We start from the raw sequence: 7,367 nt of genomic DNA, 5'->3' as shown, positions 1-7,367 counted from the left end.
ATTCAACAACAAGTCAATTAAATTCAGAAACTCATGAAAAGAACTATCATTTTAAGCGCAATGCTCGTAGCAGCTATGAGCACAGCGACATTGGCAGAAGGCAATGGAGACAAGTCATCCAAAGCCGCTCTCATTCCTTCACAAGTTGAAGGCAGGTATAACCTGATCTACGCCGACGCCACTCCAGGCATCGTCAAAGTAAAAATACTTGACGAAGCGGGGCATGTACTCCGGGTAGATCGCATAGACAACAAAAGAGGCTTTAAGCGCCCATATAATATGAAAGATCTCGGCCCTGGCACTTATCAGATAGTAGTGTCCGACAAAGATGGCGAATTTACTCTCATGGCCAGGGTGCAAGAGCTTGAAGAGATGGGCGTTAACCAACTAGGTGGCAGCAAATACCAGTTGGTGTATAAAGACCCGAAGAGTCATGGTGCCACTATAGGCATATTTGACCAAACCGGTGAACTGGTACATAGCGAAAGCATCACTTTCAATAAGGGCTTCAGCAAAGTATTCGACCTTTCAGGCATCAGCTCTAAAGGCTTTACGTTCGAAGTCTCTTCCAGCAACAGCTCCAAGAGGGTATCGATGTAACATTTTCTAAAAATTTAGTTTAATAGTTGTTTGGAGAAAGTCCCGCTAGTCTCAAGCGGGATTTTTTAGATGACAAAGTTTTACAACAATCCATTGAAAGCCAGGGTCAATTTCTTTGAAAAAAAGAAAAACGCATAGATATTGCTCGTCCTGGGTGAGAAAAATGAACATCTGGTATGTTCGTGAACCGTAAACAGATCACCTGATGCATAGCGCTAGATACATTTCGACTATTTGCCTTCTGCTATTTTCTGCTTCAGTTTTTTCGCAAGGAAGAAACATGCAAAAAGTGGTATCGCTTCGAGGCAGCTGGAAATTTCATATTGGTGACAACATGGACTGGGCAAAGCCCAAATACGATGACAGCCAGTGGGAAACTATCTATGCGCCGTCGGAATGGGAGTCGGAAGGCTTCAACGGCTATGATGGCTACGCCTGGTATAGAAAGAAATTCGATGGCAGCGAAGTAGCCAAATTCAACAATATTTACCTCAACCTTGGCTATATCGACGATGTTGATCAGGTATTTGTCAATGGCCATCTTATCGGTTTTTTTGGTAGCTTCCCTCCTCAATTCAGTACCGCCTACAATGCCAAGCGATGGTATTACATTCCTTCAGAATTCCTGAACCTGAATGGAGAGAATGTCATTTCAGTCCGGATATTTGACACCATCCACAGCGGCGGCATTGTCAGCGGTGACATCGGTCTTTTTGCGTCGTGGAGCTCGCTCGATCAGGGAATGAGGCTGGAGGGAGTATGGAAGTTTGCAGAAGGCTATGAGTCTCAATGGAAGCTCGCCAACTTTGACGATAAAAAATGGGGGGTGATTATGGTACCCGGCTTCCTGCACACCAAAGGCAAAAAACACTGGGAAAGCACCTTCTACTATCGCAAGCACTTCAAAATGGATGCTAAGCTGAAGAACAAGCCACTGGTGCTCCTGCTTGGTAAAATCGACGACTTCGATAAGGTGTACCTGAATGGAAAGCTAATTGGCGCAACAAACGACGGCAGGCCCCTGGGTCAGTCGCACTCATGGGAAACCTACCGGGACTACCCCATCCCCCCTGAGCTTATCAACTGGGAGGGCGAGAATGTTATTTCGGTAGAAGTTACTGACATTGGTGGCAACGCTGGCATCTACGAAGGCCCGGTGGGCATCTTCCCGGCGGAGATCATTGATAAGTTTCTGAGATAGCGCCGATTGCGCAAGGCAGACATCGAAATCGTGCGAAGCCGCCCCCACCCCCCTCTCCGTGTGTTAAAACTTTTTCCTAATTTCATAGCAACCAATGCTCGTTGCTATGAAATTCAAATACATCTTCCTGCTCCTCGTCTTCTCATGCTCTGTTGCGACAGCACAGCCGAAGGTTGCCGATCTTGATAAATACATCGCCAAAGCGCAGAAAGACTGGAATGTACCAGGCATTGCAGTAGCTATCGTTAAAGATGGCAAAGTGGTGCTTTCCAAAGGCTACGGAGTAAAGGAAGCAGGCGGCAAAGAGGCGGTGGACAGCGAAACTCTGTTCGCCATCGCCTCCAATACCAAGGCGTTTGTGGCAACGGCCATCGGGCAACTAGTTGCAGAAGGCAAGCTCAACTGGGACGATAAAGTGATTGACCACCTCCCCTACTTTGAATTGTACGACGACTATACCACCCGGCATGCTACGGTAGAAGACCTGCTTTGCCACAGGCTGGGCCTCGGTACATTCAGCGGTGACCTGATGTGGTACAAGGCCAACTTATCCGCCGAAGATGTGGTAAAGAAGGTGAAATATGTGCCCCAGGCTTATGAGTTTCGTAACGGATACGGCTACTCCAACCTCATGTTCATCGCAGCTGGCGAGGTCATCAGAAGCGCTTCAGGTCTACCATGGGATGGGTACGTGAGAAAGCAAATCATAGCACCATTGGGCATGAATCGCACTGTAACATCCACCGATGATTTAGAAGCCAAAGACAACTATGCTTCCCCACATAAACCTGATGCTGTCGGCAACAACGAGCCCATTCCGTGGGTAAACTGGGACAACATGGGCGCTGCCGGTGGCATCATTTCCAGCGCCGACGACATGGCCAAATGGACCATCATGAACCTGAATGGCGGCAAAACAAGCCAAAAAACCATCATCGCTAAAGAACAGCAAAACAGGCTCTGGACGCCGCACAATAATTTCGTTGTGTCGGAGCAGGCCAGAGCAGCCACACCAGGGAAACATTTTTCCGGCTATGGCCTTGGCTATGGTGTGAGCGATTACTATGGCAAACAATTGGTAGCCCACAGCGGCGGCTACGACGGCATGTACTCCTATATGATGATGGTACCCGATGAAAACCTCGGGGTGGTGGTGCTCACCAACAGCATGAAAGGGATTGCCTCTCCACTGTGTTACTACATCATCAACCAGTACATCAAGGCAGAAACAAAAGACTTTTCAGCAGAGGCTTTGGCACGAAACAACAACAACAAGAGCCATTACGACGACATAGCACAAAGAAGGCAAGCAAGGGTGAGCGGTACAAAACCCAGCCTGTCGCTTGAAAAATATGCTGGCACCTACTGGGCAGGCATGCATGGCAATGTGGTAGTGGTAAAACAGGACGATAAACTCTGGTTTTATATGGAGGACAATCCGGGCTTAACAGCCGACCTGGTGCACTGGCACTACGACACCTGGGAGATCAAATGGCGGGAGCCACAAGCCTGGTTTGACTTCGGCACCCTCCAGTTCAAAATCGACAACAACATGAAAGTAACCGGCCTGCACTTCGACGTACCCAACGGCGACATCTTCTTTGACGAGGTGGATTTGGTAAACACTAAAAAATGAAGCCAGTAAAATGTGCAGAAAGTGTAAAATACCGCCCACCAATCCCTATTGGTTCTACTTACTATCAGGCGTTTGCCTCGCTTGATCCGCTGATGACCCACCGCCGTGAAAAATTGGTATCTTTCCGCACCGGCACTATTCTTAAACTGAAACAAAAGCTGATCGTCGGCAGCCTGCGAATGCAGACTAGTCGGAGTCAGCAGCCTTGCCAATCACAAAAAAAACACATCCCCTATGAAGGACGACAAGCTTGCAGTACTCATTGACGCAGACAATGTGCCTTATGCACACATCAAAGAAATGCTCGACGAAATTGCCAAATACGGCAATCCCACCATCAAGCGTATTTATGCCGACTGGACAAAACCCACGGTATCGGGATGGAAAAATGTATTACTCGAGAATGCCATCACTCCCATCCAGCAGTACAGCTATACACAGGGCAAGAATTCAAGCGACAGCGCCCTGATCATTGATGCCATGGATTTGCTTTACTCTAAAAGAGTCGACGGATTTTGCATTGTGTCCAGCGACAGCGACTTTACACGCCTCGCCACACGTTTGCGGGAAGCAGGCATGTTTGTCATTGGCATTGGGGAGAAGAAAACACCCCGCCCATTCATCACGGCGTGTGACAAATTCATCTACATCGAAATATTGAAGAAGGAGCAGGCAATTGAATCACATGAAAAGCCCAATCAAAAGAGTCAACGAAAAGCTCAGCCTTCGTCGGTCAGCAAAGTAGATAAGGAGCTAATAAAAGTGATTAAGGAAAGCGTGGATGAAATTTCTGACGATGACGGCTGGGCTTTCCTGGGCTCGCTGGGAAGTTACCTGATCAAGAAAAAGACAGATTTTGACCCCAGGAATTATGGGTTTTCAAAGCTATCTCCCCTTATCAAAAGCACGAATGCCTTCATCATTGAAGCCAGAGAATCAGGCGAGAAAAACATCAAGCATATTTATTTGAAAAATAAGTAATTGCCTATTGAGGTAACTCAACCCCTCGGCATCCAACTGGGTGAATCAGCCCGAGGAAGCTTCATCGATCAACAGTGAGGCTCAAGACAGTTAACCAGTTTGAGTATTATTACGTTAAACCACTGAAGTCACTTTGGATGAAAATAGGGCATCATCCACCATTACAAAGTATTGGCTGATTAGCTAGAATGATTTAACTTGTGTTATAAAAATAAATGATGGCAGCCTTAACGCTATATACAAAACTCGAGACGCTACCCCCCGATTTAAAGAAGGAGGCTTCCGATTTTATAGACTTTCTAATTCAGAAAAAATCAAAAAAAGAGAAGGGAAAAAGCCACAAGCCTGTATTTGGAAGTCTCAAAGGTAAAATAAAGCTCTCAGAAGACTTTGACGCTCCTTTGGACGTGTTCAATGATTACATGTAATGAGTCATTTGTTGGACACTCATGCATTCCTTTGGTTTTTGGGTGGAGACGACCAACTTTCAACAACTGCCCGCACTACCATTGAGGATTCTGCCACAAAAAAATTCGTTAGCATTGCTTCAATCTGGGAGATTGCAATTAAGATAAGCCTTGGGAAACTAACTTTGGGCATACCTCTTTCAAATCTGAAAGAAGAAATTATAAAGAACAGCTTTGAAATTCTACCACTTGACTTCGACCACCTCATCGGCTTGTCAACATTGGAAAACCACCACAAAGACCCATTTGACAGGGTTATCATCGCTCAGGGTATTTCAGAAAACCTTAAAGTGATATCCAAGGATCCTAACTTCCGTTTATATAGTAGAATTGAGGTGATTTGGTGAGCAAAGCTGATAAAGGCCTTCATAGAAAGTGTGGATGAAATCTCCGACGACAGCGGCTTGGCCTTTCTAGGCTCGCTGGGCAATTACTTGATCAAGAAAAAGACGGACTTTGATCCCAGGAACTATAAGTATTCAAAACTGTCTTCTCTTATCAAAAGCACTAAAGCTTTCGACATCAAAAAAAGAGAGTCAGGCAAGAAAAACATCAGACCTATTTATTTACGAAATAAATCAAGTACGCTTACCAATGAAAATAGAACACATCGCCGTTTGGACGACAAAGCTTGAAGAGCTAAAAGACTTTTACACCACCTACTTCGCCGCCACAGCTAGCGAAAAATACCACAACCCCACCAAGCAATTCACTTCTTACTTCCTTACTTTTGACTCAGGCGCCAGGCTCGAAATCATGGCCAGGCCAGAGGTAGAACAGCACCCCGGAGATGCCTATAGAAAAGGGCTGATACACTGGGCCATGAGTGTCGGCTCGAAGGAAAAGGTGGATCAACTCACTGAGCAGCTAAGAAAAGACGGCTTTGAGATTATTGGCGAGCCACGAACAACGGGCGATGGCTATTATGAAAGCGTGGTAGCCGACCCTGATGGCAATTTGGTTGAGATTACGACTTGAGTAGGGTGTAAAAACCAGCCAGAAAGGAAGTTTTTTAGCAGTGCTCTAGAAAAGAATGCACTGTAGATTAATTTAGCGGTGCCATGCAACGGTAAACACACACCAGAGTCCTTAGCACAAAAAAGTTCGAATGACCAAGACGTTAACTGCCCTTGCGCTGGTGATCACACTCAACCTATCGGCTCAGTCAAAAAAAGAGCACTTACAGGAAAATCGTTATGACTTACTGACTAACGAATTCAATTTTCCACAAGCAGACTTCAAAATCATAGGCTTCGGGGCCTACCACGGCAGCGCAAAGACAGAAATCACTGAAATAGCCTTGCTTCAGTCGTTCACAAAAACCGGCAGCATCAGCTACTACCTGCCCGAAACCGATTTCGCCATTGCCCATTATTTCAACAGCTACCTGGCCTCAGGTGACACGGTTTTACTGAAGGATTTGGTCACTCATTACGGCGTGAGGGTGCCGCAGGACAAAACGGTGGAAACCTACAACAAGTGGACAGCGCTAAAGCAGCTCAACGACCAACTCCCGGCAGAAGACAAACTGACCGTGGTAGGTATTGATTTGATAGTGACCTACAAATACACCTGCAAGCTCCTGCTCGAACTCATCGATCGACAGGTTGTTGAAAGCCCTGCTTTGGATCGGGTAGCTAACATGCTGGAGGCCGACACCACCGACTATTCGCCCTATTATGACAGTGACTCAAAAGCCATCCTCAGAGCATTTGTGGCAACTTATGAAGCAACTCCGGATGATTTCAGCAAGGGCATCAACGATCCATTCATATTTGACCACTTGATCCGCAATCTGAAAGTGACTTTTGAGGTTTTCTCGTCGAAGAGGGGAGAAACGATCTACGACAACTATGTCGGGCTAAGCGATTTGTACGACTTCAAAAACAAACCACAATTCGCTCGCTTTGGCTTCTTTCACCTGGAGAAAGACAGAGAAGGCGAGAAAGGAAATGCGTCATTCTTCACCATGCTCATCGAAAACGGCATTTACGCAAGGGAAGAAGTCATTTCCATTATAGGCTACCTTACCAAAAGCCGGGTGCTTTGGGAGGTGGAATACGATGACAAAGGATACAAAACCCATATAACTGAAGGAGGATTTTGCATTGGCGACTACAGGAAGGAATACTTTCTGGGAATAAAAAACCTCAAGAAAACCCGGATATCCGACATCACACTGTTCAAGCTCAATGGCCAGGGTACTCCCTACGCCAACGGCATACCCGACTTGATCGAAGTGGTGATGAAGGATGAGGCATCGAACGGCGACGACGTAAAGGGAAAGTCGACCACAGCGTTCATCGACTATGCTGTGCTGATTTCAAACTCAAAAGCCAGCACGCCTATTGAGAAAATGAAATAAAACCACACCCACATTAGGTGATGAATGTCAGTTCTTTTGCTGACGTCCGTACGTTCCTGCGTTTTCATCAAAGTGTACCTTGGACAAACAAAAAGAGGCACCAGCCTCATTCAACAT

At 46.2% G+C, this 7,367-nt stretch carries 9 protein-coding genes; all 9 read left to right on the top strand.

The features are described 5' to 3' along the window. Positions 1-33 precede the first annotated feature (33 nt). The 9 genes from AAC052_RS08335 to AAC052_RS08295 all read left to right on the top strand — a co-directional run bounded on the left by AAC052_RS08335 (position 34) and on the right by AAC052_RS08295 (position 7,250). Positions 34-600: a hypothetical protein gene (locus AAC052_RS08335; protein WP_317491286.1), complete on the top strand. Its 567-nt coding sequence runs from the start codon at positions 34-36 to the stop codon at positions 598-600. Positions 601-880: 280 nt separating this feature from the next. Beyond that, on the top strand, positions 881-1,801 hold the full coding sequence (locus AAC052_RS08330) for a beta galactosidase jelly roll domain-containing protein (protein WP_339812468.1): 921 nt from the start codon (positions 881-883) through the stop codon (positions 1,799-1,801). Positions 1,802-1,907: 106 nt separating this feature from the next. Beyond that, positions 1,908-3,437: a serine hydrolase gene (locus tag AAC052_RS08325; RefSeq protein WP_339812465.1), complete on the top strand. Its 1,530-nt coding sequence runs from the start codon at positions 1,908-1,910 to the stop codon at positions 3,435-3,437. Continuing rightward, positions 3,434-3,703, top strand: coding sequence for a hypothetical protein (locus AAC052_RS08320; RefSeq protein WP_339812462.1), 270 nt, complete (start codon positions 3,434-3,436; stop codon positions 3,701-3,703). The genes AAC052_RS08325 and AAC052_RS08320 overlap by 4 nt, the downstream gene beginning before the upstream one ends. Then, positions 3,672-4,418 (top strand): NYN domain-containing protein, encoded by a 747-nt coding sequence (locus AAC052_RS08315; protein WP_339812459.1) that lies wholly within the window; start codon positions 3,672-3,674, stop codon positions 4,416-4,418. The genes AAC052_RS08320 and AAC052_RS08315 overlap by 32 nt, the downstream gene beginning before the upstream one ends. 215 nt (positions 4,419-4,633) lie before the next feature. Next, positions 4,634-4,846 (top strand): DUF2281 domain-containing protein, encoded by a 213-nt coding sequence (locus AAC052_RS08310; protein WP_339812457.1) that lies wholly within the window; start codon positions 4,634-4,636, stop codon positions 4,844-4,846. Continuing rightward, positions 4,846-5,232, top strand: coding sequence for a type II toxin-antitoxin system VapC family toxin (locus AAC052_RS08305; RefSeq protein WP_339812454.1), 387 nt, complete (start codon positions 4,846-4,848; stop codon positions 5,230-5,232). The genes AAC052_RS08310 and AAC052_RS08305 overlap by 1 nt, the downstream gene beginning before the upstream one ends. A gap of 247 nt (positions 5,233-5,479) precedes the next feature. After that, complete coding sequence (locus AAC052_RS08300; protein ID WP_339812453.1) at positions 5,480-5,863, top strand: VOC family protein; 384 nt, start codon at positions 5,480-5,482, stop codon at positions 5,861-5,863. A gap of 130 nt (positions 5,864-5,993) precedes the next feature. After that, positions 5,994-7,250 (top strand): hypothetical protein, encoded by a 1,257-nt coding sequence (locus AAC052_RS08295; protein WP_339812451.1) that lies wholly within the window; start codon positions 5,994-5,996, stop codon positions 7,248-7,250. Positions 7,251-7,367 lie beyond the last annotated feature (117 nt).

This window comes from uncultured Imperialibacter sp., assembly GCF_963974565.1.
Taxonomy (GTDB): Bacteria; Bacteroidota; Bacteroidia; order Cytophagales; family Cyclobacteriaceae; genus Imperialibacter; species Imperialibacter roseus.
The sequence above is the reverse complement of the archived record's forward strand: the minus strand, read 5'-3'. Positions and strand labels throughout refer to the sequence as shown.

Excerpts from the sequence above, each read along its gene's own strand:
- AAC052_RS08310 (WP_339812457.1), top strand. The coding sequence starts at position 4,634 with ATGATGGCAGCCTTAACGCTATATACAAAACTCGAGACGCTACCCCCC.
- AAC052_RS08305 (WP_339812454.1), top strand. The coding sequence starts at position 4,846 with ATGAGTCATTTGTTGGACACTCATGCATTCCTTTGGTTTTTGGGTGGA.
- AAC052_RS08335 (WP_317491286.1), top strand. The coding sequence starts at position 34 with ATGAAAAGAACTATCATTTTAAGCGCAATGCTCGTAGCAGCTATGAGC.
- AAC052_RS08300 (WP_339812453.1), top strand. The coding sequence starts at position 5,480 with ATGAAAATAGAACACATCGCCGTTTGGACGACAAAGCTTGAAGAGCTA.
- AAC052_RS08315 (WP_339812459.1), top strand. The coding sequence starts at position 3,672 with ATGAAGGACGACAAGCTTGCAGTACTCATTGACGCAGACAATGTGCCT.
- AAC052_RS08295 (WP_339812451.1), top strand. The coding sequence starts at position 5,994 with ATGACCAAGACGTTAACTGCCCTTGCGCTGGTGATCACACTCAACCTA.
- AAC052_RS08320 (WP_339812462.1), top strand. The coding sequence starts at position 3,434 with ATGAAGCCAGTAAAATGTGCAGAAAGTGTAAAATACCGCCCACCAATC.
- AAC052_RS08330 (WP_339812468.1), top strand. The coding sequence starts at position 881 with ATGCAAAAAGTGGTATCGCTTCGAGGCAGCTGGAAATTTCATATTGGT.
- AAC052_RS08325 (WP_339812465.1), top strand. The coding sequence starts at position 1,908 with ATGAAATTCAAATACATCTTCCTGCTCCTCGTCTTCTCATGCTCTGTT.